Annotated in this window: 23 protein-coding genes and 3 tRNA genes; 9 read left to right on the top strand and 17 right to left on the bottom strand. The window is 29.6% G+C overall.

What is annotated here, in order from left to right; genetic code table 11:
• Positions 1-7: 7 nt before the first annotated feature.
• Genes AC5YGC_RS03120 through AC5YGC_RS03105 form a run of 4 tightly spaced genes read right to left on the bottom strand, consistent with a single transcriptional unit; the run spans position 8 to position 4,059 of the window.
• Positions 8-955: a glycoside hydrolase family 3 N-terminal domain-containing protein gene (locus AC5YGC_RS03120; protein ID WP_496140187.1), complete on the bottom strand. Its 948-nt coding sequence runs from the start codon at positions 953-955 to the stop codon at positions 8-10.
• The gene (locus AC5YGC_RS03115; RefSeq protein WP_496140186.1) at positions 948-1,211 is read right to left on the bottom strand and encodes a hypothetical protein; all 264 of its coding nucleotides are present in this window, start codon (positions 1,209-1,211) and stop codon (positions 948-950) included. The genes AC5YGC_RS03120 and AC5YGC_RS03115 overlap by 8 nt, the downstream gene beginning before the upstream one ends.
• Positions 1,211-2,944 carry an arginine--tRNA ligase gene (argS, locus tag AC5YGC_RS03110; RefSeq protein ID WP_496140185.1) on the bottom strand — a complete coding sequence of 578 codons (1,734 nt, stop codon included), beginning with the start codon at positions 2,942-2,944 and terminating at the stop codon, positions 1,211-1,213. The genes AC5YGC_RS03115 and argS overlap by 1 nt, the downstream gene beginning before the upstream one ends.
• Entirely contained in the window at positions 2,944-4,059 is a 1,116-nt protein-coding gene (locus tag AC5YGC_RS03105; protein ID WP_496140184.1) for a deoxyguanosinetriphosphate triphosphohydrolase, read from the bottom strand. Before AC5YGC_RS03105 ends, argS begins: the two co-directional genes overlap by 1 nt.
• A 50-nt stretch (positions 4,060-4,109) precedes the next feature.
• On the opposite strand from AC5YGC_RS03105, the gene AC5YGC_RS03100 reads away from it, so the two are divergent.
• Positions 4,110-4,427, top strand: coding sequence for a HesB/IscA family protein (locus AC5YGC_RS03100; RefSeq protein WP_168606297.1), 318 nt, complete (start codon positions 4,110-4,112; stop codon positions 4,425-4,427).
• Positions 4,427-5,203, top strand: a complete 777-nt coding sequence (gene xth, locus AC5YGC_RS03095) for an exodeoxyribonuclease III (RefSeq protein ID WP_415324146.1) — start codon at positions 4,427-4,429, stop codon at positions 5,201-5,203. The genes AC5YGC_RS03100 and xth overlap by 1 nt, the downstream gene beginning before the upstream one ends.
• Here xth and AC5YGC_RS03090 read toward each other — a convergent pair.
• From AC5YGC_RS03090 to AC5YGC_RS03075, 4 genes are read right to left on the bottom strand one after another with little or no spacing between them, the layout of a single operon-like run.
• A complete protein-coding gene (locus AC5YGC_RS03090) occupies positions 5,195-6,193 on the bottom strand; it encodes an Ldh family oxidoreductase (protein WP_496140183.1) in 999 nt (332 codons plus the stop codon). The two genes, xth and AC5YGC_RS03090, sit on opposite strands and share 9 nt — an antisense overlap.
• Complete coding sequence (locus AC5YGC_RS03085; protein WP_496140182.1) at positions 6,194-6,595, bottom strand: transcriptional repressor; 402 nt, start codon at positions 6,593-6,595, stop codon at positions 6,194-6,196.
• A gap of 22 nt (positions 6,596-6,617) precedes the next feature.
• Positions 6,618-7,421: a metal ABC transporter permease gene (locus AC5YGC_RS03080; protein WP_496140181.1), complete on the bottom strand. Its 804-nt coding sequence runs from the start codon at positions 7,419-7,421 to the stop codon at positions 6,618-6,620.
• 2 nt (positions 7,422-7,423) lie between these two features.
• On the bottom strand, positions 7,424-8,179 hold the full coding sequence (locus AC5YGC_RS03075) for an ATP-binding cassette domain-containing protein (protein ID WP_496140180.1): 756 nt from the start codon (positions 8,177-8,179) through the stop codon (positions 7,424-7,426).
• 89 nt (positions 8,180-8,268) lie between these two features.
• Between AC5YGC_RS03075 and AC5YGC_RS03070 the strand changes: the two genes are divergently transcribed.
• From AC5YGC_RS03070 to AC5YGC_RS03050, 5 genes are all read left to right on the top strand, one after another.
• On the top strand, positions 8,269-9,315 hold the full coding sequence (locus AC5YGC_RS03070) for a metal ABC transporter solute-binding protein, Zn/Mn family (protein WP_496140179.1): 1,047 nt from the start codon (positions 8,269-8,271) through the stop codon (positions 9,313-9,315).
• A gap of 81 nt (positions 9,316-9,396) precedes the next feature.
• Complete coding sequence (locus AC5YGC_RS03065; RefSeq protein WP_271482642.1) at positions 9,397-9,618, top strand: DUF6552 family protein; 222 nt, start codon at positions 9,397-9,399, stop codon at positions 9,616-9,618.
• Between the two features lie 291 nt (positions 9,619-9,909).
• Positions 9,910-10,869 carry a hypothetical protein gene (locus tag AC5YGC_RS03060; RefSeq protein WP_496140178.1) on the top strand — a complete coding sequence of 320 codons (960 nt, stop codon included), beginning with the start codon at positions 9,910-9,912 and terminating at the stop codon, positions 10,867-10,869.
• A 229-nt stretch (positions 10,870-11,098) separates the two neighbouring features.
• Positions 11,099-11,233, top strand: coding sequence for a hypothetical protein (locus AC5YGC_RS03055; RefSeq protein ID WP_496140177.1), 135 nt, complete (start codon positions 11,099-11,101; stop codon positions 11,231-11,233).
• A gap of 15 nt (positions 11,234-11,248) precedes the next feature.
• Positions 11,249-11,767 (top strand): hypothetical protein, encoded by a 519-nt coding sequence (locus tag AC5YGC_RS03050; protein ID WP_496140176.1) that lies wholly within the window; start codon positions 11,249-11,251, stop codon positions 11,765-11,767.
• A gap of 3 nt (positions 11,768-11,770) precedes the next feature.
• Here the strand turns inward: AC5YGC_RS03050 and AC5YGC_RS03045 are convergent, their stop codons facing one another.
• The 3 genes from AC5YGC_RS03045 to AC5YGC_RS03035 are packed head-to-tail and all read right to left on the bottom strand — an operon-like array spanning position 11,771 to position 17,321.
• Positions 11,771-12,976 carry a sugar phosphate nucleotidyltransferase gene (locus AC5YGC_RS03045; RefSeq protein ID WP_496140175.1) on the bottom strand — a complete coding sequence of 402 codons (1,206 nt, stop codon included), beginning with the start codon at positions 12,974-12,976 and terminating at the stop codon, positions 11,771-11,773.
• Positions 12,976-14,694, bottom strand: a complete 1,719-nt coding sequence (gene ilvD, locus AC5YGC_RS03040; RefSeq protein ID WP_496140174.1) for a dihydroxy-acid dehydratase — start codon at positions 14,692-14,694, stop codon at positions 12,976-12,978. Before ilvD ends, AC5YGC_RS03045 begins: the two co-directional genes overlap by 1 nt.
• Entirely contained in the window at positions 14,694-17,321 is a 2,628-nt protein-coding gene (locus tag AC5YGC_RS03035) for a valine--tRNA ligase (protein WP_496140173.1), read from the bottom strand. The genes ilvD and AC5YGC_RS03035 overlap by 1 nt, the downstream gene beginning before the upstream one ends.
• A 129-nt stretch (positions 17,322-17,450) precedes the next feature.
• Between AC5YGC_RS03035 and AC5YGC_RS03030 the strand changes: the two genes are divergently transcribed.
• Positions 17,451-17,524, top strand: a tRNA-Cys gene (locus AC5YGC_RS03030).
• A 50-nt stretch (positions 17,525-17,574) separates the two neighbouring features.
• Positions 17,575-17,650: transfer RNA gene (locus AC5YGC_RS03025), tRNA-Asn, on the top strand.
• A 139-nt stretch (positions 17,651-17,789) separates the two neighbouring features.
• On the opposite strand, the gene AC5YGC_RS03020 is transcribed toward AC5YGC_RS03025, so the two are convergent.
• The 6 genes from AC5YGC_RS03020 to AC5YGC_RS02995 all read right to left on the bottom strand — a co-directional run bounded on the left by AC5YGC_RS03020 (position 17,790) and on the right by AC5YGC_RS02995 (position 22,866).
• Positions 17,790-18,161 carry a helix-turn-helix domain-containing protein gene (locus AC5YGC_RS03020; protein ID WP_496140172.1) on the bottom strand — a complete coding sequence of 124 codons (372 nt, stop codon included), beginning with the start codon at positions 18,159-18,161 and terminating at the stop codon, positions 17,790-17,792.
• A 173-nt stretch (positions 18,162-18,334) separates the two neighbouring features.
• Positions 18,335-19,069: an ATP-binding cassette domain-containing protein gene (locus AC5YGC_RS03015; RefSeq protein WP_496140171.1), complete on the bottom strand. Its 735-nt coding sequence runs from the start codon at positions 19,067-19,069 to the stop codon at positions 18,335-18,337.
• Between the two features lie 3 nt (positions 19,070-19,072).
• The gene (locus AC5YGC_RS03010) at positions 19,073-20,353 is read right to left on the bottom strand and encodes an ABC transporter permease subunit (RefSeq protein WP_496140170.1); all 1,281 of its coding nucleotides are present in this window, start codon (positions 20,351-20,353) and stop codon (positions 19,073-19,075) included.
• A complete protein-coding gene (locus tag AC5YGC_RS03005; protein WP_496140169.1) occupies positions 20,353-21,498 on the bottom strand; it encodes an ABC transporter permease subunit in 1,146 nt (381 codons plus the stop codon). The genes AC5YGC_RS03010 and AC5YGC_RS03005 overlap by 1 nt, the downstream gene beginning before the upstream one ends.
• Positions 21,499-21,562: 64 nt before the next feature.
• Positions 21,563-22,615 (bottom strand): transporter substrate-binding domain-containing protein, encoded by a 1,053-nt coding sequence (locus tag AC5YGC_RS03000; RefSeq protein WP_496140168.1) that lies wholly within the window; start codon positions 22,613-22,615, stop codon positions 21,563-21,565.
• Positions 22,616-22,789: 174 nt separating this feature from the next.
• A tRNA-Arg gene (locus tag AC5YGC_RS02995) sits at positions 22,790-22,866 on the bottom strand.
• Positions 22,867-22,879 lie beyond the last annotated feature (13 nt).

Raw genomic sequence — 22,879 nt, 5'->3', positions numbered from 1 at the left:
GTAAATATTAACTTATAATCTTATAAAATTGTGATGTTTTTTTGATAATAAACTTACTTATAAATGGTGAATACAGAGCCACATCATTCATTTCTTTTAAATTTCCATTACAATGAAGAACTAGATCGCAACCAGCGCTAAAGGATCTTTTTGTATTAATTGCTGTAGAGCCTTTTAAACTCTTCATTGATATATCATCAGACATCAAAATATTTTTAAATTTAATTTGATTTCTTATTAATTTTATAATTTTCTTCGAATGTGTTGCTGTATTTGCTTTATCGATATTTTTATAAATAAGATGCGCTGTCATTGCAAACAGACTGTTTTTATTTTTGAATGCCATAAAATCATTATTATTTAGATGCCTTAATTCTTTATTGATTGTAGGAGTTTTTTTATGACTATCCACTTTTGCCAAACCGTGACCAGGTATATGTTTTATTACAGTGGCAATTTTATTATTATGAAATTCTTTAATACAAATATCTCCAATTTGTGAAACAATCTTTGCATTACTTGAAAATGCTCTGTCACCAATTATTGAGCTAGACCCTTTTGATCTTACGTCAAGAACGGGTAAAGTATTAATATTTATGCCTATAGTATTTAATAATAAGACAGTTTTATTTATAAACTTTTTATATTCAGTATAAAATTCTTTTTTATCTTTAAGATAAAGATTGCCAAAAAATTCTCCTGTAAACTTATCTGCTTTAAAAAATTTACTTAATCTATTTACTCTCCCACCCTCTTGATCAATTAAAATAGGGTATTTCTTATCATTAAATATTTTTCTAATTTCATCTGTTAATTTTTTAACTTGTGCAATATTTTTGATATTACGTGAAAAAAGTATTATTCCCCAGGGCTTATGTTTAATTAGAAATTTTTTTTCTTTAATCAATAATTTAGTTGATTTTAAACCAACTATAAAACTTTTACGATCATCCATCATTATTTATTAATTTCCAAAAATTGTAATTCTTTTTGTTTTTATCTATGCTTTTTTCAACATATTCTACGATATTAACAGTATCACTATTAAGTAAAATAAGATTACGAGAATAATTTTCAGTTTTATCTTCAATATTTTTTAAAGATCTATATGAATTTTTTTTATTTTCATTTGAAAAGTAGTATTTGAAAGATATAAAAAAAAATAAAACTATAACAATTAAAAATAAAAGATATTTAAGTTCTTTTAACATTACATTTTTTGCGGAGTATCCACTCCAACAATATCCATTCCAGATTTGATAACATTAGATATAACTTTTAAAAGAACTAACTTATCATTTGATATTTTCTTTTGTTCGTTAATAAATCTTTTTGATGGATCATCTTTACCCATATTCCAATAAGAATGGAATTCTGATGATAGCTCATAAAGATAAACTGGTATTCTGTGAGGTTCAAGTCTTAAACTTGCAGCTTCAATACACTTGGGCCATTCAGCTATTTTTTTTAATATCTTTATTTCATCTCCAGTATAATCAAACTCGTAATCATTTATATTCAAATTATTTTCTATATTAAGATCTACGTGTTTAAAAACAGATGATATTCTAGCATAACAATATTGGACATAGTAAAGAGGGTTATCTTTTGATTTTTCTTTAACTTTTGTAAAGTCAAAATCCAACTCTACATCGCTACTTCTATTAAGCATAATAAATCTAGTAGCATCCCTACCAACTTCAGCAATCAAGTCTTCAACAGTTATATAGTCGCCTTTTCTTTTCGACATTTTGAAAGGTTTTCCATCTTTAATTAGTTTAACAAGTTGGCTTACCTTACAAATTAATTTTTTTTTATCTCCAGATAACGCTTCAACGACAGAAGTTATCCTTTTTATATAACCAGCGTGATCTGCTCCTAATATATTAATAAGTGTATCATAATTTCTATTTAATTTATTATCGTGATAAGCCACATCACTAGCAAAGTAAGTCCACGATTTATCAGATTTTTGAAGTGCTCTATCTTTATCGTCACCAAAATCTGTTGACTTAAATAAAAGTTGCTCTCTTTCAACCCAGTTTTGATCATCCTCGCCTTTAGGGGCCTTAATTTTTCCACTATAAACTAGTTTTTTATCCTTTAATTTGTCAATTGCTTTTTGAACTTCATTATTTAGGACAATATCAGTTTCACTGATAAATTTATCGTGCACTATTCCAAGGTTTGATAAATTGTTTTTAATTAATTTTAAAGATTCAGAGACCGATAATAAAGTTAGTTCTTTTGAAACATCCTCAAATTTATCAAATTTTAAAACTTTGTTAGATTCTATAATATTCTTAGCAATATCAACTAAATAATCACCAGGATATAAATCTGAGTTTTCAATGGGAAATTTTTCATTAAAAAGTATTTCTCTAATTCTAAAAAAAACAGACTTTGTAAAATTTATGATCTGATTGCCATAATCGTTTACATAATATTCCTTAGAAACATCATGCTTGTTAAAAATTAATATATTTGAAATTACATCCCCTAATATTGCACCTCTACAATGTCCTACATGAAGAGGACCTGTCGGATTAGCTGAAACAAATTCTACAAGATATTTCTGTTTTTTTTCTTTAATATTAATACCAAAATCTTTGTAATTTTGGTTAACATTTTTAATAAAATTGTTCCAATATATTGTTTTAAATTTAATATTAATAAATCCAGGTTTTGCTACAGAAATAGTTTCAATTTTTTCATCTTCATTTTTAATAAAATCAATTAGGGTATTTGCAATATCGATTGGAGATTTTTTATTGGCTTTAGAGAGTACCATGGCTACATTAGTTGATATATCGCAGTCAAAATTTGATGGTGGTATATCTACATTAATTCCTTTTAAAGATTCAGGTACTTCTAAAGAGCCATCTTTATTTAGTTTTTTAATCAAAATTATTATTTTATCTAAGTAGAGATCAAAAATGTTCATTAAATACTTTTGTTTAAATTAATTGCATATCTATCTGTCATACCTGAAATAAAATCAGCAATTGCTCTATTGGGGTCATTTTTTAATTGGTCAGCATTTAAGAATTTTTTGGGCTTATTCTTAATTTTATAAAAAAGTTTATTAACAATTTTTTTTCCATGATTATTTTTTAATAATACTTTCTTATTGTTGTACATTTTACTTCTTAGAAAAAACCTAACTTCTTTTTCAATTTTTAGAAATTTACTAGAAAAACATACTATAGGATTATCTAATTTATAAACATCATTTAAAGATTTGATCTTATTAGTTTTTAAATTATTTTTAGTATTTTTAATCAAATCTCTAACCATTAAATCAATTGAATCTCTTATTATTTGATATATCAAAATATCTTTATTATTATTTTTAATATTTTTTTTGTGAGATTTATAAATATCTTTAAAAAAATTAATTTCAATCAAGTCGTTTAAATTAAACATTTTAGCTCTGATTCCATCTTGTATGTCATGATTATTATAGGCAATGTCATCAGAGATTGCTGATATTTGAGCTTCCAATGATCCAGAGTTAGTAAATTTTATTTTATTTTTAAAACTTTTCAATCCAATCAGCCTATTAACTGTAGAAAGATCATTAATTGGGCCATTGTGCTTTAATAATCCATCTAAAGTTTCTAATGTTAAGTTTAGGCCTTTAAATTTAAGGTATTTATGCTCAAGAAACATAATTATTCTTAAAGTTTGAAGGTTGTGATCGAAGCCTCCAAAATTAACCATGCATTCATTAAGAGCATCTTCTCCAGCATGTCCAAACGGTGTGTGTCCCAAGTCATGAGCCAAACTTAAAGTTTCAGCCAGATCATCGTTTAAACCTAAATGCTTAGCTATTGATCTTGCAATTTGCGCAACTTCAATTGAATGAGTAATTCTAGTTCTAAAATGATCCCCTTCTGTATTAACAAAAACTTGTGTTTTATGCTTTAGTCTTCTGAATGAGGCGCTATGAATAATCCTATCTCTATCTCTTTGAAATGGTGTTCTATAAAGTGAATTGGCTTCTTTAAAAATACGACCTTTACTTTTAGATAGAGCTAAATTTGAGTAATTATTCATACTTTAAATTTAATAAATTGATATTATATTAGTAATATCAGTGTTGTTATATGATTAAAGAAATTAAATTTACAGATAAAGCTATAAAACAGATTAATAATTTGTTGTCTCAAAAAGATCCAGGGTCATTTTTTAGAATCGCTATTAAAGGTGGTGGTTGCTCAGGTTTTCAATATGAGTTTACTTTTGACAAAAAATTAGAAGCAGACGACTTAAAACATGAAAATATTCTCATTGATAAAACTTCAGCAGACTTATTAAAAGGTTCAGAAGTGGACTTTGTCTCGGAACTAATCGGTGATCAATTTAAGATCTCTAACCCACAAAGCAAATCTTCTTGCGGTTGTGGTGTTTCGTTCTCCATATAATGATTATCACATCTTGGAATGTTAATTCTGTTAGAGCAAGAATAGAAAATATTAAAGAATACCTTCAAAAATTTTCTCCTGATGTTGTTATGATGCAAGAGATCAAAACTCAAGATGAAACTTTTCCATATGATGATTTTTCAGCATTAGATTATGAAAGTCATGTATTTGGACAAAAAAGTTATAACGGAGTTGCAATCATTTCTAAGCATAAACTAGAAAATGTTAGAATAGATTTGATTAAAGATAAATTGAAACAATCTAGAATTATTTCAGCAGAATTAAAACATAAGAAAAAAAATATTCAACTGATTAACATTTACACTCCAAATGGTAATCCTGTAGATACTGATAAATATACTTATAAAAAAGATTGGTTAGATACTTTGATTAAACAACTAAAAACTCTTTCAAAGAAAAATGAAAATATTATTTTAGCAGGTGATTTTAATATTCTTCCTTCAGCAGAAGATGCTTATAATATTAAAGGTTTTGAAGATGACGCTTTATACAGACTTGAGATAAGAAAAAAATTTAGAGAAATGATTAATCTAGGTTTTCATGATGCTTACCGTCATATTCATGGTGAAATTGAAGGTTATACTTATTGGGATTATATGAGAGGTGCTTGGCAGAAAAATAATGGATTAAGAATTGATCACTTCTTAGTATCAAATTCTTTATTAAATATAGTTAAGAATGTTAATATTAATAAAGACCCCAGAGGAAAAGAGAAACCTTCAGATCACACACCTATTGAAATTGAATTAACTTAAAGATTTAATTTTATTAACAAGTTCTTCATTAATATTTCTTGGTCCTTTATCTAGCCTATTTTTATGCCTTCTTTCACCTGGAAGTCTAACACCCTCCATAGCTGACATTTTACTAAAAAACTCATCAGCATGTTTATCCCAACCTTTACCAGAAATTTTCTCAGGTGAGATTGCTATAATAAATTCACCACCACTTGGAGGACCGCCATCGTTATTATCTTTAGCAGCAGTTTCAAAACTAAAATTTTCACCAATTAATGCACCAGCTAATAATTCAACCATCATTGCTATGCTAGATCCTTTATAGCCACCAAAAGGAAGTATAACTCCACCATCAGCAATTTCTCCAGGATTGGTTGTTTCTTTACCTTCTTTAGTTAAACCTGTTCCAAGAGGAACTTTGTGCCCTTCTCTTTTTGCAATCTGAACTTCACCCATTGCCATTGAAGCAGTTGCCATATCGTAGACAACTGGAGTTTTACCAGGTCTAGGCCAAGCAAAAGAAATTGGATTTGTGCCATATAAAGGTTTCGTAGCACCCGCTGGTGCAACGGCTGGTTTGTAAGATGTACAAGCGATACCAACAAGACCTGCTTCTGCAATAGCTTCAGTTTCAGGCCAAAGAGCTGCCATGTGATGTGAATTTTTTATAGCAAGAGCAGCGACACCATTTTTTTTAGCTAAATCAATAACAGCTGGTAATCCTAAACTTAAAACCATAGGGGCAACAGCATTATTGCCTAATACTTTAATAATACTTGGAGCAACATTTTCTAATTCAGGTCTTGCTTTACCATTAATTTTTTTACTTTTTAAACCAGCCACATAAGCGGGCAATCTAAACAAACCATGAGAAACAGAACCATCTCTTTCAGCTCTCATAATAGTATCTGCTAAGATACTAGCATTTTCCTCATCACATCCATTAGCTAGTAATGTTTTTTTAGCTAATTCTAAAATTTCATTTAATGTTAAGGATACTGTATTCATTTATTTTGTTTTACATTTTTTGCATAAACCAAAAAACTCTAAATTATATTTATTATATTGCATTCCGGTATCGTCTTCAAAATTAGTTAAATATTTTGAAAGTTTTGGATTATTAATTTCAGAAACATTTTCACACTTATTACATATTGAAAAGGCCGTTGCTTGTGAAATTTCACAACTTGAACTTTTACATGCTATAAAAGCATTTCGACTTTCTACTTTATGTATTTTTCCAATCTCTACTAATTTATCTAGTGCTCTATAAACTTGTAGCGGTGCTTTAATTCCTTTTTTTTTAACATTAAATAAAATGGAATAAGCCTTAAGTGGTTCTTTAGCTTTTTCTATAAAATCAAAAATAATTTGCTGATTTTTAGATAAAAATTCTTCTTTATGATTCATATGTACTTCTAACAATTACACGTTAGTTTTTCAATCGAGTGAATTTATTTATTTTTGTTAATGACAAGATAAACAAAACTAATGCAGCTGTGATTATGGATGGTCCTGACGGTGAGTTTAACTCTAATGAAGCAAATAAACCCACTATTACTGACAGCAATCCACCTATTACAGAATAAACAACCATTTGAATTGGATTATTAGAAAGATTACGTGCCATAGCAGCAGGAATAATTAACATTCCTGTAATTAACAATAGTCCAACCATTTTAATAGAAATTGCAATTATAGCAGCCATTAGAATGGTAAAAATTGCATTTACTCTCGCTGGGTTCATTCCCTCAGCTTCAGCTAATTCATAATTAACTGTTGAAGCAAAAAGTGGTTTCCAAATAACCTTTAAAACTAATAATATTAATACTCCACCAATCCAAATAATAAATATGTCATTTGGAGCTACAGCAAGAATATCACCAAATAATAATCCCATTATATCAAAACGAATAAATGATAAAAAGCTAATCACCACTAAACCTACAGCTAAAGATGAGTGAGCCAGCAATCCTAATAAGGCATCACCAGGTAAATTGGTAGTCTTTTGTAGTTTTAACAAAACTAGCGCTACAGCTGAAGAAACAAAAAAAACTGATAAAGCAATATTAATATCAAAAGATAAAGCTAGAGTTACGCCAAGTAATGCTGAATGAGATAAAGTATCACCAAAAAAAGATAGTCTTCTCCAAATAACAAAACATCCAAGAGGACCAGCGACTAAAGCAATGCCTATGCCAGCAATTAGAGCTCTTATAAAAAAATCATCTAGCATTATCAATGTTTCTTTTCTTTAATACTACCATCAGTAGAATGGGTATGATCATGCTTATGCTCGTATACAGATAATAGTGTAGAAGCTTGGTCTCCAAATAATTCTTTATAGTTTTTATTGTTTGCAACATTCATTGGTGTACCTGAGCAACAAACATGCCCATTTAAACAAACAACATAATCAGTTTTAGACATAACCACATTTAGATCGTGAGAAATTAATAATATTCCACAATTAAGTTCATCAGAAATTTTTTTAATTAATTCATAAAGGGCAATTTCTCCTGTAAAATCTACACCTTGAACAGGTTCATCTAACACAAGTAAATCAGGTTTTTTTGCTATTGCTCTAGCCATTAAAACTCTTTGGAATTCTCCACCAGAGAGACTTCTTAAATCATTATGTTTAAGGTGCTCTACTTCTGTTAATTTTAAAGCACTTACAACTTCATCAAATTGAAGCGTTTGAGTTAAACTCATAAAATCAATTACTCTAATTGGCAACGTCCAATCGATTGATATTTTTTGGGGCACATAACCAATCTTATTTGTATTTTTTGTAACTTTTCCTTCAATATTTTTGTGAATTCCTAATGCAATTTTTGCTGTAGTGGTTTTTCCAGAGCCGTTTGGTCCAATCAATGTTAAAATTTTACCTCTTTCAATTTCTAAAGATACATCATGGACTAACCATTTATTATCTTTAAAAATTCCAACGTTTTCTAATTTTATTAATATTTCTTTTTTATCTAAATTCATTTTATTTTAAAAAACGGCTTGACTAATTAAATATGTTATATTATTACGCTTTGTTATATTATAACATTAACTTAAAGCAAATTAAAACTATGAAAAAAATACATTTAATATCAACGTTAATTGGACTATTAGCATTTTCAACATTAGTAAAAGCAGACTTAAAAGTTGTAACATCTATTAAACCTATCCACTCATTGGCTAGTTATATAATGGATGGTGTAGGTTCGCCAGGATTAATAGTTGATGGTTATAATTCACCTCATAGTTTTCAGTTAAAGCCCTCTCACGCTAAAATGTTAGAACAGGCAGATATCATATTTTGGATTGGAGAAGACTTAGAAAATTTTTTAGAAAAACCGTTAGCTACAATTGCTAAAAAAGCTGAAAAGATTGAATTACTAGAAATTAAAGGCATTAAGAAATTAAAATTTAGAGAAAGAAATATTTTTGAAGAACATGAAGGTCACGATGATCACGGAGATGATGCTAAAAAAGAAGAACACGATGATCACGGACATGATGCTAAGAAAGAAGAGCACGATGATCACGGACATGATGCTAAGAAAGAAGAGCACGATGATCACGGACATGATGCTAAGAAAGAAGAGCATGACGATCACGATGATCATGGACATGGTGAATATGATCCACACATTTGGTTAGATCCAATTAATGCAAAAGTGATATTAAATGAGATAACTGAACATTTAATTGAATATGATTCAAAAAATGCAGCTACTTTTAAATCTAATTTAGCTAAAGCTATATCTGAAATTGATAAACTAATAATTGATGTAATTACTGAAACTAATACAGACCTTAGTTACGTAGTATTTCATGATGCATATCAATATTATGAAAATAGATTTAATGTAAATATACTTGGAGCAATGACTGTTAATCCTGATGTTATGCCTGGTGCAGAACAAATTCATGAAATTCATGAAGTTATTGAACATGATAATGTGAGTTGCATATTGTCAGAGCCTCAATTTAATCCTGATATAATCAAATCTATTGCCAAAGATACAAATGTAAAAACTGGTGTCTTGGATCCACTAGGTGCCAATCTAAAACCAGGAAAAGATTTATATTTTGATTTAATCAGAAATATGTCGGCTTCTTTTAATTGCTAATATTATTTAGTAATTAAATAAAGATTTCAGTCTCTTCTATATTGTAATAAAATCCTCATAAACTTACATATAGAGGAGACTATGTTTATTAAAAAATACCTTAAATGGATCAGTACTGCTTTAGTATTAACTGGAATATTATTAACTAATTTAAATATCTACCCTATTAACATCTACTTCCATGGTCTTGGAGTTATTGGTTGGACAATAGCTGGGTTTATATCAAAAGATAAAGCTATATTAACTAACTTTGGATTACAGATACCACTGTTCTTAATAGGTATTTATAAGGTGATATTTTAGTATCTATAAAGCCCTAATAAGTTGTATTTAAAATATTATACAACTAGACAAAATTATTAATTAATATAATTAACGATGAATCATCATCTCTCAAATAATATTAATAAATTCTCTATATAGACTTCAACTTTGAATAATATAATGATCGATGAATCAACTCATCACAAAAAATATTAATAAATTTACCTATAGATAAAATTTCTCTTCTCTATTAAATCGACATCAAGAATAAGAATCGTTCGAAATGGAAAACAATAAAGATAAATTAAAAATAGGAAAAATAAGATGGAAATGACAACAATATATACGATCATCGGCTTTGCTTTAGCGGGATATAGCGTTATAGCAAATGATTCAATTCAAACGCTTGGAACATTTATAGCGTCAAAACAAAAATGGTTTAAATGGTATACGCTTGCAAGCGCTGCTTCATTTGTGATGATACTTGCAATCACATGGGGCTGGTACAGTAATGCTGGTGATATATCTTATGGAAGATTAACAAGAATTCCTTTCCAAGAAATACAGTGGTATCATGCTGTGGCTCCTGGAATACTTTTAATATTAACAAGAATAGGTATACCTGTTTCAACTACCTTTTTAGTTCTGTCAGCATTTGCATCAACTGTAGTTCTTGAAAAAATGCTTATGAAGAGTGTTGTAGGATATGGCTTAGCAGCTGTTGCAGCATACATTTGTTGGATAGTAGTATCTAAATTTATCAATGAGAAATTTGATGAAGTTGAAGATAAATGGATAGGTTTTTGGAGAAATTCTGTATGGGTAACTTCTGCTTGGTTATGGTGGGTTTGGTTATCTCACGACGTAGCTAATATAGCCGTATATCTTCCAAGACAAATAGGTGTAAATTTATTATTAATTGTTCTTGCATACTTTACAGCTCTTCTTTTTTATATCTTCTACATAAACGGAGGAACAATTCAAAAAGTTGTTTTAGATAAAACTGGAACTAGATACGCAAGATCAGCAACAATAATTAATGTGATTTATGCTGCTGTTCTTTACTACTTTAAAGAACTTAATGATTTACCAATGTCAACAACATGGGTATTTGTTGGCTTGTTGTGTGGTAGAGAGCTTGCAATATCTACAATGAATAAAGACTATAAGTTTAAATATGTCTTTCCTTTGATTGGTAAAGACTTTCTTAAAATGACTGTAGGATTAACGGTGTCAGTTGCAATTGTACTTGCAATTCACTACATCATTATTCCAAATAATTGGTTTTAAATATTAATTATGTGGTCGTATTATTATTTAATACGGCCATATTTGTTTTTAAAAAAGTTTAAAAAGATCTCTACTTAATTAAATAAGTTTAAAATAGCTGAACACTTGTAGAACTTAATCTAATTCTGCGGTATAGTTATTTCTCAAATCACCGCAATTATTTCAGCTATCTGCTGACCATCAAAAAATAAATTTAACAATTTAAAGTGTCAAAATTATGTTTTTGAAAATGATAAAAATACTCTGTTTTATGGTCATACATGACTACAAAACGTTAAATATTGAGTTTGGTTTTGCACCAACAGATAGAGTTACAACACTTGAATGTAAAAGATGTGGCTACACTACAATTAAAGGAGGTTAATAAAAAATACTTGTCATGAAAAGTATTGAAAGAAATATAGATATAAGAAGATATCTTAATTGGTCAAGAATAGTTAAGGGCAAACCCATACATATAAGATTGTATGAATTAATTTATTACGAATTACTTATAATGTGGTTTGAGATGAACAAGCCTCCTTTAAGAAGATTAATTTATGAAACTATTAACTCTCAAGACTTTGAAAATAATTTTATTAGAGGAAAAGTTTTTCAAAAATATATAGATGAAGTTCTAGAAACCCCCTGTGAAGATGGTTCTGGATATTACAATCCAGACTCAAGAGAAATTTTAACAGAAGTTAATATTAAGGAATTATATGATATTAAATTTTTGATAAAAGATGAATTAGATAATGTAAGAATGATTGATAGATACAATGGGATATTCACATTTTGTAAAATTTATGAAAAATGGTGTTTAGAGAAAAAAGCTAAACAGGTTGAAGATATAACAAAAAAAGAAAGATTTGATGTAACATTAGATCTGCCATTAAAAATTTCTGAAAAACCTTAAAATCTATTTTACTCTGCCGTATACGTCTTGATACCTAACAATATCACTCTCTTTTAAAATTGAGCCAACTTGAGCTTCAATAATCTTAACAGGTTTATTACCAGGATTTTCAATTCTATGAACTGCTTCTAATGGAATGAAAATATGATCGTTTTGTTTTTTAGAAAAGCTATCTTTATTAAGTGTAATTTTGGGAGTTCCTTGAGTTACCAACCAATGTTCTGATCTATGATGATGTTTTTGTAAACTTAAAATACCTTTTGGTTTAACAAATAATTCTTTAATTAAAAAACCTTTGCCTTCAAACAAGTTAACGTACCTACCCCATGGTCGATAAAAAACATTTTTTTTCTTATAATACTTGTTCTTATTTTTATCATACATTTTTAAGATTTCTTTCCAGCTGCCAAGATCTGACCACGGAATATCTAATTTAATTGCATTAATCTGTTTCGTTTTTTCTAAAATTGCATAATCAAAAGATTTAGCAGTAGCTTTTTCAAAGGATACTTTATTTAGATAATAAGTTTTATCTTTAAGTTTAGCTTTTAAAACAGCATTAACACAATTTTTATATATTGTAGGTTGGTATTTTTTAAAGTTATTTATTATTGAGTCTTTTCTTAAAAAAAACATACCAGAATTCCAATAACCTTTTTGCTTAATAACTTGTTTGGCTTTAGCTTCAGTTGGTTTTTCAATAAATTTTGTTACTTTATTAATATTACCTTTAATTTTTTTTGTTAAAAAATAACCATATTCACTTGATGGAGATATTGGTTTAATTCCGAAAATGAAAATATTTTGATCTGTTAAGTTAGTTTTATTCTTATTAATAGCTTTATTAAAAATACCTGCTTTTTCTATTAAGTGATCTGCTGCAAAAAACATTAAGGGTTGTTCGTTTGGAATATCTTTAATTAATGCTGATGCAAGAATTGCTGGTGCTGTATTTCTTTTTGCAGGCTCTAAAATAATCTTATATTTACTTATCTTATGTTTTTTAAGATGTTTTTTTACTTCTTTTAAATATTTAAGATTTGTACTTATGATAGGTGCATCAAAAGTTGAAGATTTAACTCTATCAAGAGTTTTGCCTAATAAAGTCCAATTACCAAAATCAATAAATTGCTTTGCTTGATGATTTTTAGAATTCGGCCAAAGTCTAGTTCCTGCTCCGCCACATAAAATAACGGGTCTAATTTTCATTAAATATCAGCGTAAACTTTTACTTCTTTTCTTTTACCAGGATGTGTTGGTGCACCTAAATAAGCGGGACCTACTGTTTGAGCATATTTCCAAATAGTACCAGATCCAAAGCTTGATTTTTTTGCTTTCCACTGTTTACGTCTTTTAGCTAATTGTGATTTAGTTAATCTAACGTTAATAGTCCCTTTTTTGGCATCTATATCAATTACATCACCATTACGTAAAAGAGCTAAAGGGCCTCCTAAGGCCGCCTCAGGGCCAACATGACCCACACAAAAACCTCTCGTAGCACCTGAAAACCTTCCATCTGTAATTAAGGCAACCTTCTCACCCATACCTTGACCATAAATAGCACCAGTTGTTGAAAGCATTTCCCTCATGCCAGGACCACCAACTGGTCCTTCATAACGAATAATAATTACATCGCCTGCTTTATATTTTTTCTTTTGCACACAAGCCATTGCCGATTCTTCGTTATCAAAACATCTAGCTTTACCAGTAAATTGTAATTTCTTTAAACCAGCAATTTTAACAATTCCACCATCAGGAGCTAAATTACCTTTAAGACCCACAACACCACCATCTGGTGATAAAGGATTGTCATAAGCTCTTAAAACTTTTTGCTTAGGATTAAATTTAATATTTTTTAAATTTTGTTTCATTGTTTTTCCAGTAACAGTCATGCAATCACCATGTATAAAACCACCATCAAAAAGAGTTTTTAATAACATAGGAACTCCACCAGCTAACCACATATCTTTTGCAACATATTTTCCACCAGGTTTTAAATCAGCAAGGTATGGAGTTTTTTTAAATATTTTAGCTACATCCATTAAATCAAACTTAATTCCAATTTCATTAGCAATAGCTGGTAAGTGTAACGCGGCATTTGTCGATCCACCTGTAGCCGCAACTATTGTTGCAGCATTTTCTAAAGATTTTTTTGTAACAATATCTCTTGGACGAATATTTTTTTCTAATAAATTCATCACAGTTTTCCCACTTAATAATGCATATTTATCTCTTTCTTCGTATGGAGCAGGTGTTCCAGCTGAATAAGGTAAAGCTAATCCAATAGCTTCAGAAACACAGGCCATAGTATTTGCAGTAAATTGTCCTCCACACGCACCAGCACTTGGACATGCAACTAACTCTAATTTTCTTAATTCTTTAGCAGACATTTTTCCAGCTGAGTGTTTTCCAACCGCTTCAAAGACATCAACAACAGTTACATCTTTACCTTTGTATTGTCCTGGAAGTATTGATCCACCATAAATAAACACACTTGGAACATTTAATCTAACCATTGCCATCATTAATGCAGGTAAAGATTTATCACAACCAGCAATACCAACTAGTGCATCATAACAATGACCACGTACAGTAAGTTCAGTTGAGTCGGCAATTACTTCGCGAGAAATTAAAGATGATTTCATTCCTTCATGGCCCATAGCAATACCGTCAGTTACAGTTATTGTGCAAAATTCTCTAGGAGTTCCACCTGAAGCTCTAACACCTTTTTTAACAGATTGAGCCTGTCTCATTAAAGCAATATTACAAGGAGCAGCTTCATTCCAAGTTGAAACAACACCAACAAATGGTTTTGCTACATCTTTTTCCGTTTCACCCATCGCATAATAAAAAGATCTATGTGGAGCTCTATCAGCACCTAATGAAGTATGTCTGCTTGGTAATTTTTTTTTGTTAAATTTTGCCATTATATACCCTTTATAGTTATTGATATTCTCTCAACATCATTTTTTAAATTATTATAATTAGTTTTTTCCTGATCAACAATATCTTTTGGCGCTCTATCAACAAAGCTTTTATTGGCTAATCTTTGTGATATTTTATTCATTTCTTCTTGGTATTTATTTTGTCTTGTAGTTAGGTTTTTTTTAATTAATTCTAAATCAATATCTTCATCAAAATATACTTTAAAAAGATCTCTTGAAACTACTAAAGTAGCAGCTGGTTTATCTAAATCTTTATTATGTAAGTTTTTAATACGACCAAGTTTTTTTAGAATAATTTCATTTTCAGTAAAAAATGATTGTTCTTTTTCACTAACACTCTCTACTGAAATATCTATAAATGACCCAGGACTTATACTTAATTCATTTTTAAATGACCTTAATTCAGAGACTATGCTAATAATTTTTTCAACTTGATTAGTGGACGAGTCTCTTTCAATCTCTCCAGAGGGCCAATTCGCTAACATCAGAAAATCTTTACCTGAGTTATCAAATTTATTATTTAACCAAATTTCTTCTGTAACGAATGGAATGAATGGATGTAATAATATTAATATTTGTTTAAACACATAAGCTGATACTTGTCTTATTTCATCTTTTACTTTTTCATCTTCTGAAAATAGTATTGTTTTAGATAACTCTAAATACCAATCACAATAAGAGTGCCAAGTAAATTGATATGCATTTTTTGCGGCTTCATCAAACCTGTAATCTCCTAAGTTTTTTTCAATTTTATTCTTAGTTTCTATAAGTTCAGCATAAATCCATTTGTTAATATTAATTGATAAAATTGGTTTTTCTTCAATTTTAGAAAAGTCACAATTATTGGTAATCAAAAAATTGTTTGCATTCCATAATTTATTTAAAAAATTTCTATATCCTTTAACTCTATCTTCAGAAAGTTTTACATCAGTGCCAGGTGATGCCATTGACAGTAAAGTAAATCTCAAAGCATCTGCACTATATTTTTCAATTAAATCTAAAGGATCAATTACATTTCCTTTTGATTTTGACATTTTCTGACCCTTCTCATCCTTAACAAGTGCATGAACATAAATATCTTTAAAAGGCTCTTTATCTAAAAATTCCATTCCAAACATAATCATTCTAGCAACCCAGAAAAATATAATGTCAAAACCAGTTACAAGAACTGACGTTGGATAAAATTTTTCAACATATTCTTTATTGTCAGGCCAACCTAATGTTGCAAAAGGCCAAAGACCAGATGAAAACCATGTATCTAACACATCAGGATCACGTACTAATTCTACATCTTTATTGTAATGTTTTTTTGCAGCAATTTTTGCATTCTCTTCATTAACAGCAACAAATATTTCTTTATCTGGACCATACCAAGCAGGTATTTGATGGCCCCACCATAACTGTCTTGAAATACACCAAGGTTCAATATTATTCATCCACTGAAAATAAGTTTTTGACCAATTATCAGGGAAAAAATTAGTTTTTTTTGAACTAACAACTTCTTTGGCTTTAGTGGATAATTTTTTTGCATCGACAAACCACTGTTCGGTTAAAAAAGGTTCAATTACAGAGTTTGATCTATCTCCATATGGAACTTTGTTTTTAATATTTTCTTCTTTTACAAAAAATTCTTTTGTTTTAAGTTCTTTTAATATTTTCTTTCTAGCTTCAAAACGATCAAGACCAATATAATCTTTTGGTGCATTTTGATTTATTTTACCAGCTTCTGTAAAAATATTTATTATTTCAAGATTGTTTCTTTTACCTACATCATAATCATTAAAATCATGAGCTGGCGTTATTTTTAATGCACCCGTTCCCTGTTCAGGGTCAGCATAATCATCTTCTATAATCTTAATTTTTCTACCAACAATTGGAACTGTAACATTTTTTCCTACAAAACTTTTAAAACGTTCATCTTTTGGGTTTACGGCTATGGCTGTGTCACCAAGCATTGTTTCAGGTCTTGTGGTTGCAATTGTAATAAATTCATTAGAATCATCAATTGAGTATTTTATATAGTACATTAGAGAGTTAACTTCTCTCTGATCTACCTCTAAGTCAGAAATGGCAGTTTTTAAAACCGTATCCCAATTAACTAATTTCTTATCTTTATAAATTAATTTTTTTTTATGAAGTTCAACAAAAACTTTAACCACAGATTTAGAAAGATTTTCATCCATCGTAAAAGCATTTCTTGACCAATCACACGAACAACCTAATTTTTTAAGTTGATTGATTATAATGTCACCGTATTGCTCTTTCCATTCCCATACTTTTTCTATAAATTTTTCTCTTCCAATTTCATTTTTATCAATACCTTCAGCAGTTAATTTTTTCTCTACTAAAGCCTGTGTAGCAATTCCCGCATGATCAGTTCCTGGTTGCCATAACGTTTCATAATTATTCATACGGTGATATCTCACCAAAAGGTCTTGAATTGAATTATTTAAAGCATGGCCCATATGTAAACTGCCTGTTACATTTGGTGGTGGTATAACTACTGAAAATTTCTTTTTATTTGCTGTAGGTTTAAATAAATTATTTTTTTCCCAATAAGAGTAAATCTTATCTTCAACATCAGAATGTATGTATTTATCATTACTCATAAGGTATTCATAAGTTTATAATTTAATAATATCAATTAACAATAATCAATTTGGTAGCTTATTTGGTAGACTAATTATTAATATTTTATATATAAAAGGTTCACTATTTGATTTATTATGACATGTGAGGGCAACGTGGCGGAATGGTTACGCAGAGGATTGCAAATCCTTGTATCCCAGTTCGATTCTGGGCGTTGCCTCCAAAAAAAATCTTGTTTTACTTTAAAAAAAAAGTAGATTGTGATTTTGATATTCCTCGGTAGCTCAGTTGGTAGAGCAGTTGACTGTTAATCAATTGGTCGTAGGTTCGAGTCCTACCCGAGGAGCCAAAACCTTACCTTCAACTTTTTAATAAAAACTTTATTAAGATTATTTTTACTTAAATTTATATGTGTGAGGTAGAGATTGTATTATAAATAAATTTTATAAGTGATTAGACTAAATTAGGGTCTTAAAAAAATTTTTATATTAGCCTACTTTTGAAATTCCAATTTTTGAAACTTGTAAAGATTTACTAAACTTTAGTTTTTGATCGTTATTAAGCTCAGAATATAATTTAACTAAAAAATTATAATTTACGTTCATATGACCTTCTTGAGATCTTTCTAGGTTTAATAAATATTCTGAAAAATCTTCAAAAAAATAATTTACCGGAACTTTTAAATAATTTGCTAATTGAAGAAGTCTTATTGAGCTAACTCCATTAGTTCCTTTTTCATATTTTTGAATTTGTTGAAATGTTACATTAATTGCTTTTGCTACTTTTGTTTGAGTGAGACCTAAAGCTAATCTTCTTAGCTTTAATTTATTACCTAAATGTTTATTAAAATTATCTTCCATTAAGACCCCTCTTAAAGTTAGTTTAAAAAAACCTATTGAACTAATTTTTAGATGTTATCGCAACAGAAAAATTTTTTTATTTTAATAAATTAGGTACAAAAAAGTAAATTGTGTCAAGATATTATAACCTAGTTTAAGAAGAAAAATTGTTGTACCGTATACCTAATAAATGCTTATAAAATTTGGCTTAAGAAAAGTTTAGTACGATCATTTTTTGGGTTAGCAAAAAAGTCTTTAGTTGTGGCTTTTTCCACAATCATACCCTCGTCCATAAAAATCATTTGGTCAGCTACCTCTTTAGCAAAGCCCATCTCATGAGTTACAACAATCATTGTCATGCCTTGTTTCGCTAAATTAACCATAACATCTAGCACCTCTTTAATCATTTCAGGATCCAATGCAGATGTAGGCTCATCAAATAACATAATTTTAGGCTCCATACAAAGTGCTCTTGCAATAGCTACCCTTTGTTGCTGTCCACCTGACAATTGACCTGGGAATTTTTGAGCTTGATCTAAAATCTGTACTCTTTCAAGGTGTTCTAATGCTAATTTTTCTGCTTCTTTTTTAGACAATTTTTTAACCCAGATAGGTGCTAACGTGCAATTATCTAAAATAGACAAATGCGGAAATAAATTAAATTGTTGAAAAACCATACCAACTTCAGCTCTAACTTGTTCTATATTTTTTGTATCTTCAGAAATTTCAGTACCATCAACTATGATTGATCCTTTTTGATGTTCTTCTAATCTATTAATACATCTAATTAGTGTAGATTTACCCGATCCAGATGGTCCACAAACAACAATTTTTTCTTTAAGTTTAACTTCAAGATTAATTTCTTTTAATACATGAAAGTCTCCAAACCACTTGTTTACATTTTGAATTTGAATAATTGAATCTGACATAATTTATCTATCTGTTTTATACTTTAATTCTAATTTTTGACTATATTTACTCATACTATAACAAATAATCCAGAATATTATTCCAGCAAATACATATCCTTCCATTGAAAATCCTAGCCATTTTGGATTTGTTTTAGCTAAATTTAACATACCAACTACCTCCAAAAGACCTACCACAAAAATTAATGGTGTGTCTTTTACAAGTGCTAAGAATGTATTGGCAATTCCTGGTATTACTAATTTTAATGCTTGTGGAAGAATAACAAAGATATGAAGTTTCCAATAACCCATACCAAGTGACTTGGCCGCATCGTATTGACCTCTAGGTAGCGCCTGTAACCCTCCCCTTATAACTTCTGCTGTATAAGCTGCTTCAAATAAAGTAATTGCTACAACTACTCTAATTAGTTTATCGACATACGTTCCATCAGGTAGAAACATTGGAAACATAACTGCTGACATAAATAAAACTGTAATTAAAGGAACACCTCTCCAAAATTCTATAAATGAAAGAGATGAATATTTAACAATAGGTAAATCCGATCTTCTTCCAAGGGCTAACATCATGCCTATTGGAAAGCAAAAAATTAAAGAGAAGAATGCAACAATAAAAGTTAAAGATAAACCACCCCAAGCACCTGTTTCAACCCATTCAAGTCCAAAAGAACCCCCTGAAATCAAATAGTAGATTAAGATAAAAGAAATAATTGGCAGTATAAGTGTGTAGTAAAAAGAAAGGTAATTTCTAAATTTAGCAGGTGTATAGAATCCAGCTGCCATGAAGGCTAATACAGCAATAAATGTTACATTAATTCTCCATTGTTCGGCATTAGGATACATTCCATATATAAATCTATTAAACCAAACTTTAATATAAACCCAACAAGCACCACCACCTGTGCACGCTTCTTTAGTATCACCAGAAATATTAGCATCAAAAATGAACCAATTTAATAATGGAGGAAGTGCAAATATTATAAGAAAAATAATACACAAACTTAAAGCAGCATTGAAATTACTTGGATTAATATTTTTATTAAGACTATCTAGAATTTTAATACCCGAAAATTCAATTCTAATAAAATGAAGCCCAATTACTCCAAAGATTAGAGGAGTAAAAAAGTTGATAAACCTAGGTAAAAAAGAGGTAATATTTGTACCTAAAAAATTATTTAAACAGAAATCAAAAATACCTAAGAAAAAAAATAAAGTTCCTAAAGTCAGAGAAAAATTTCTGCTTTTTTGGTATTTAGATTTTAACAAATTAAAATTATCTGAACTCATTATTTTTCCTTAATCGCTATTTTTTGGTTATACCAATTCATTAATAATGAAATTGCAATACTAATAGTTAAATATGTAGCCATTGTAATACCAACAATTTCAATTGCTTTTCCTGTTTGCATCATAGCAGTTCCAGCAAAAACCAAAACTAAATCTGGGTATGCAATAGCAGCAGCTAGAGAAGAGTTCTTAGTTAGATTCAAATACTGATTAGTAGTTGGTGGTATAATTATTCTTAATGCTTGAGGCATAATTACTAATTTCAAAACTTGGCTTGGTGTTAAGCCAATTGATGCGGCAGCTTCTTTTTGTCCTTTACCAATACCTTGAATACCTGCCCTAACATTTTCTGCAATAAATGTTGCCGTATAAAGGGTTAATGCTAAAGTTAATGCAATCAGTTCAGGTGGTATACCCATACCTCCATCAAATGTGTAAGAAGATTGAGACATTTTTCTTAATTCTGGAAAACTAAATGACAAATCAACACCACCTACTAAAAATGTTAAAAGCGGTAGACCCATAAAAATAGCTAATGAGATAATTAATACCGGTAACTGTTTACCTTCTTGTTCTTGTTTTTTTTTTGCAAATTTTACAAAAAAGAAAACTAAAATCATTGCAACAATTATTGTTATAAAAAAAACATCAAAATTTGTCCAAATCGGAGCTGGTGTAAAAAGACCCTTTATAGTCATAAAAGATGATCCTAATAACAGTGTAGCATCTTGAGGCATTGGCAGTGCTCTAAGTGCAGCAAAATACCAAAAGAAAATCTGTAATAACAATGGAATATTTCTAAAAAATTCTATGTAAAAAGAAGCAGTTTTTCTAATCAAATAATTTGGAGATAATCTTGCAATACCAACAACAAGACCCAACAGTGTAGCTAGAATAATTCCAATGAATGCAACTAACAGGGTGTTTAAAAGACCAACAAGGTAAGCTCTAGCATAAGAGTGTGAACCATCATAATCTATTAAAGAAAATTGTATATCAAATGAAGCTTCTTGACTTAAAAAACCAAAACCAAACTGGATACCTCTTGTATCCATGTTCTCTTGAGCATTCATGGTAAAGAAACCAAATATTAAAATTATAAATAATATTGTTAATAGTTGAGGTAGGATTTTTTTTAATTTCATTAGGTGATATTATAAAAAAAGGGCTAGATAAACCTAGCCCTTTATGTGTTTAATTAGATAATAATTATCTTGCTGGTGGTACGTATAATATTCCACCTTTAGTCCATAATTGGTTTGGACCTCTGTCAGGTAAAATACCAGTATCAGCGATATTTCTCTTGTAGCTTTCACCATAATTACCAACTTGTTTGATAATTCTTAAGCTCCAATCGTTATCTAAACCAAATGCTGCACCTAATTCACCTTCAGAACCAACAAGTCTTTTGATTTGTGGGTTGTCAGAAGATTTCATAGAATCTGCATTTGATGAAGTGATACCGTACTCTTCAGCTTCGATCATTACGTTTAGAGACCATCTTACGATGTCTTCCCAAACCGCATCACCTTGACGTACTACTGGTCCTAGAGGCTCTTTAGAAATAGTCTCTGGTAACACCATATGTTCATCAGGATTAGTCATTTTTGTTCTTTGTGCTGCAAGACCAGATTTGTCAGTTGTGTAAGTATCACATCTGCCTGAATCATAAGCTGCAACAACTTCATCTGCTTTTTCAAAAGCAACTGGCTCATAAGAAATTCCTCTAGAATTAAAGAAGTCTCTCATATTAAGTTCAGTTGTAGTACCAATATTAGTACAAGCAGAAATTCCATTAGCAAAATCTTCAACAGAATTAATTCCTGAATCTTTTCTAACCATGAAACCTTGACCATCGTAGAAGTTAACTCCAACGAATGTTAATCCAATGTCAGCATCTCTAGAAAGTGTCCAAGTTGTGTTTCTTGATAAGATATCAATCTCACCAGAAGTTAGAGCTGTAAATCTTTCTTTAGCACTTAGTGGAGTGTATTTAACTTTACTTGCATCACCCAGTACTGCAGCAGCAACTGCTCTACATATATCAACATCAACACCAGTCCAATTTCCAGCTGCATCAGCATTTGAAAATCCAGGTAGACCTTGAGATACACCGCATCTTACGAAACCTTTACTTTGAGTATTCTTAAGAGTTTTTGATTTACCTTTTGACTGTTTTCCACCTTGTTGGTCGCAAGCGACAACAAAAAGCATAGAAGCAGCAGCTAAAACGGCAAATAATTGTTTTGAGTATTTAAACATTTATATTCCTCTGTTTTTATTTATTTATTTATTTGTTAACAAATAATTCAAAATGATTCGAATTAAGTTAAATGTTTATCATTTTATGAAGTTGATCAAAGTAAAAATGGATTTACTAGAACTGTTTCACCCATATATGGTGTCACGTTAACAATTGAGTGTACTATCTAGTAATGGTGCGCTCTGGTGGACTCGAACCACCGACCCTCGGTTTAGAAAACCGATGCTCTATCCAGCTGAGCTAAGAGCGCAAATTATTATAAT

Source organism: Candidatus Pelagibacter sp. uisw_138 (assembly GCF_059512485.2).
Note: the sequence above shows the minus strand (reverse complement) of the source record. Positions and strands in the feature narration are given on the sequence as shown.

Excerpts from the sequence above, each read along its gene's own strand:
- AC5YGC_RS03105 (WP_496140184.1), bottom strand. The coding sequence starts at position 4,059 with ATGAATAATTACTCAAATTTAGCTCTATCTAAAAGTAAAGGTCGTATT.
- AC5YGC_RS03080 (WP_496140181.1), bottom strand. The coding sequence starts at position 7,421 with ATGCTAGATGATTTTTTTATAAGAGCTCTAATTGCTGGCATAGGCATT.
- AC5YGC_RS03070 (WP_496140179.1), top strand. The coding sequence starts at position 8,269 with ATGAAAAAAATACATTTAATATCAACGTTAATTGGACTATTAGCATTT.
- ilvD (WP_496140174.1), bottom strand. The coding sequence starts at position 14,694 with ATGGCAAAATTTAACAAAAAAAAATTACCAAGCAGACATACTTCATTA.
- AC5YGC_RS03015 (WP_496140171.1), bottom strand. The coding sequence starts at position 19,069 with ATGTCAGATTCAATTATTCAAATTCAAAATGTAAACAAGTGGTTTGGA.
- AC5YGC_RS03005 (WP_496140169.1), bottom strand. The coding sequence starts at position 21,498 with ATGAAATTAAAAAAAATCCTACCTCAACTATTAACAATATTATTTATA.
- AC5YGC_RS03035 (WP_496140173.1), bottom strand. The coding sequence starts at position 17,321 with ATGAGTAATGATAAATACATACATTCTGATGTTGAAGATAAGATTTAC.
- AC5YGC_RS03010 (WP_496140170.1), bottom strand. The coding sequence starts at position 20,353 with ATGAGTTCAGATAATTTTAATTTGTTAAAATCTAAATACCAAAAAAGC.
- AC5YGC_RS03065 (WP_271482642.1), top strand. The coding sequence starts at position 9,397 with ATGTTTATTAAAAAATACCTTAAATGGATCAGTACTGCTTTAGTATTA.
- AC5YGC_RS03115 (WP_496140186.1), bottom strand. The coding sequence starts at position 1,211 with ATGTTAAAAGAACTTAAATATCTTTTATTTTTAATTGTTATAGTTTTA.
- AC5YGC_RS03060 (WP_496140178.1), top strand. The coding sequence starts at position 9,910 with ATGACAACAATATATACGATCATCGGCTTTGCTTTAGCGGGATATAGC.
- xth (WP_415324146.1), top strand. The coding sequence starts at position 4,427 with ATGATTATCACATCTTGGAATGTTAATTCTGTTAGAGCAAGAATAGAA.
- AC5YGC_RS03100 (WP_168606297.1), top strand. The coding sequence starts at position 4,110 with ATGATTAAAGAAATTAAATTTACAGATAAAGCTATAAAACAGATTAAT.
- argS (WP_496140185.1), bottom strand. The coding sequence starts at position 2,944 with ATGAACATTTTTGATCTCTACTTAGATAAAATAATAATTTTGATTAAA.
- AC5YGC_RS03090 (WP_496140183.1), bottom strand. The coding sequence starts at position 6,193 with ATGAATACAGTATCCTTAACATTAAATGAAATTTTAGAATTAGCTAAA.
- AC5YGC_RS03055 (WP_496140177.1), top strand. The coding sequence starts at position 11,099 with ATGATAAAAATACTCTGTTTTATGGTCATACATGACTACAAAACGTTA.
- AC5YGC_RS03075 (WP_496140180.1), bottom strand. The coding sequence starts at position 8,179 with ATGAATTTAGATAAAAAAGAAATATTAATAAAATTAGAAAACGTTGGA.
- AC5YGC_RS03045 (WP_496140175.1), bottom strand. The coding sequence starts at position 12,976 with ATGAAAATTAGACCCGTTATTTTATGTGGCGGAGCAGGAACTAGACTT.
- AC5YGC_RS03120 (WP_496140187.1), bottom strand. The coding sequence starts at position 955 with ATGGATGATCGTAAAAGTTTTATAGTTGGTTTAAAATCAACTAAATTA.
- AC5YGC_RS03020 (WP_496140172.1), bottom strand. The coding sequence starts at position 18,161 with ATGGAAGATAATTTTAATAAACATTTAGGTAATAAATTAAAGCTAAGA.
- AC5YGC_RS03085 (WP_496140182.1), bottom strand. The coding sequence starts at position 6,595 with ATGAATCATAAAGAAGAATTTTTATCTAAAAATCAGCAAATTATTTTT.
- AC5YGC_RS03000 (WP_496140168.1), bottom strand. The coding sequence starts at position 22,615 with ATGTTTAAATACTCAAAACAATTATTTGCCGTTTTAGCTGCTGCTTCT.
- AC5YGC_RS03050 (WP_496140176.1), top strand. The coding sequence starts at position 11,249 with ATGAAAAGTATTGAAAGAAATATAGATATAAGAAGATATCTTAATTGG.